General features: G+C 64.5%; 3 protein-coding genes. All 3 read left to right on the top strand.

What is annotated here, in order from left to right:
- Positions 1 to 763, top strand: a 763-nt coding sequence (locus F4V54_RS10690) for a sensor histidine kinase (RefSeq protein ID WP_150387127.1), incomplete at its 5' end; no start/stop codon positions are given.
- The gene (locus tag F4V54_RS10685) at positions 760 to 1,236 is read left to right on the top strand and encodes a response regulator (RefSeq protein WP_102724514.1); all 477 of its coding nucleotides are present in this window, start codon (positions 760 to 762) and stop codon (positions 1,234 to 1,236) included. The genes F4V54_RS10690 and F4V54_RS10685, both read left to right, overlap by 4 nt.
- Positions 1,237 to 1,504: 268 nt before the next feature.
- Positions 1,505 to 1,924 (top strand): YbaN family protein, encoded by a 420-nt coding sequence (locus F4V54_RS10680; protein ID WP_150387126.1) that lies wholly within the window; start codon positions 1,505 to 1,507, stop codon positions 1,922 to 1,924.
- The last annotated feature ends 30 nt before the right edge of the window (positions 1,925 to 1,954 follow it).

Here is a 1,954-nt window from a genome sequence, read left to right as displayed (position 1 = left end):
CAGCTCGCACGCGGTAAGCACAAAGGAGGCACGCGCGCTGCGGCGCGAACTGACCGAGGTCACCGGCGATCGGGCGCTCGCCCAGCGATGGGTACTCGCCGGCTTGCACGACGTGGAGTTTGCCAAGCAGGTGCGCGCGAATCGAAAGCTGGAGTACGAGACGGTGGAGCACGCGGCGTCGATAGGCACTGCCCTGCGCAACCTCTCCACCGCATCGACTCGCATTACGCAGCTGGTGGCCTCGCTACGCGCATACGCGCGGCCCGACGGCGACCCGGTCACCGACGTGGACCTGCACCAAAGCATCGAGGACACGCTGCAGCTGATCGCCCACAAACTGCGCGGTGTGGAGGTCAAACGGGATTTTGCCGAACTGCCGCACGTGACGTGTACGCCCGGGCAGATCGCGCAGGTGTGGACGAACCTGATCTCCAACGCCGCCGAGGCGATCGAGGAGTCCGGCAAAGGCTCCACCATCACCATCCGCACGTGTGCCCCGAAGCCCGGGTGGGTACGCGTGGAGGTCATTGACGACGGCCCCGGCATCCCGCTCGAGCGCATCGACAAGCTCTTCGAGCCCCGCTTCACCACGAAAAATGGGGAGGTCCGCTTCGGCATGGGTATCGGCCTGAGCATCTGCCGCGGCATCGTCAGCGCACATCACGGCACGATCGAACTGACCTCTTCAACAAATGGCACCTGCGCCACCGTTGGCCTGCCAATTGACGGCCCGCACACACATGACGAAGGAGACACACCATGAACCTTGCCATCCTGATCCTCGAGGACGAGGCGGAAGTCCGCGCGGCCGTTGAGCGCGACTTGCTGCCCTTCGCTGAACACATCCGCGTGGAGGTCGCCTCCGACGTGGAGGAAGCCTGGGAGGTGATCGACGAGCTCACCGAAGACGGCGACGTGCTCGCCCTCGCGCTCTGCGACCACCGCATGCCCGGCACCACCGGTGTGGAGTTCCTAGTCCAGATGATGGACGACGACCGCACCGCCGCCACCCGCAAAGTCCTGGTCACCGGCCAGGCGCAGCTGCACGACACGGTACGCGCGGTCAACGAGGCCAACCTGGACCACTACATTGCCAAGCCCTGGAACGTCGACGAGCTACACCAGGTGGTGCGCACCATGCTCACCGACTACGTCGAGGACATGGACATCGATCCCCTGCCCTACCTCGACGTCCTCGACGCGACGCGCGCGATGGACCTCGTCCGCCGACGCTAGAGGCGCTCGGTGCGGGCTCCGAAAAGTGGGGTGGGAAGCTTGCCGATAAAGCTGGCGCCGGGGTTGTTCGGGCCATGGATGGGGGGGCGAGGACCACGATGGGGCCTTCGGGGTTGAAGTCGGCGTCGGGGATTGGCTCGGCGGTGGTACCGAGGTGTTTTACAAGCTCATCCGCGTATTCCTTGGTAGATCCGTAGAACGAGGCGTACAAGATAGTGCAGGCAGTCATACAACTATTGTTGTATGTTGCGGCTAGAATGTGGCAACGATGCGATACGTGTACATGATTGTGGGACTGGTGGCGCTCGCCCTGGGCGCGGCCGGCGTGTGGCTGCCGATCCTGCCCACGACGCCGTTTCTGCTGCTTGCGCTGATGTGCTTCACGCGGAGTTCGCCGAGGATGGAGCGCTACCTGCTACGCCATGACACGTTCGGGCCGTTCATTATTGATTACTACTCAGGACAGCTGACGCGGGCGCAGAAGCTGCGGATTGTGGGGCTACTCTGGTTGGGGATGGGCGCCTCCATATGGGTGGTGATTGTGGTGGTCGGGCTGTGGCCGGTGGCATTGCTGCTCGTCGGGATCGGTGCCGGGGTGAGCGCGCACATCTGGCGGCTGTGGCCACGCCCCGAGCGCGCCGCCAAACTACACCAGCGCGCTGGCCTGCCTACCGACCACGCACATTGAAGCCGATGACGCCGGGGGTGACCAAGGGGG

Origin of the sequence: Corynebacterium tuscaniense (genome assembly GCF_008693065.1) — a bacterium.
Taxonomy (GTDB): Bacteria; Actinomycetota; Actinomycetes; order Mycobacteriales; family Mycobacteriaceae; genus Corynebacterium; species Corynebacterium tuscaniense.
The sequence above is the reverse complement of the archived record's forward strand: the minus strand, read 5'-3'. Positions and strand labels throughout refer to the sequence as shown.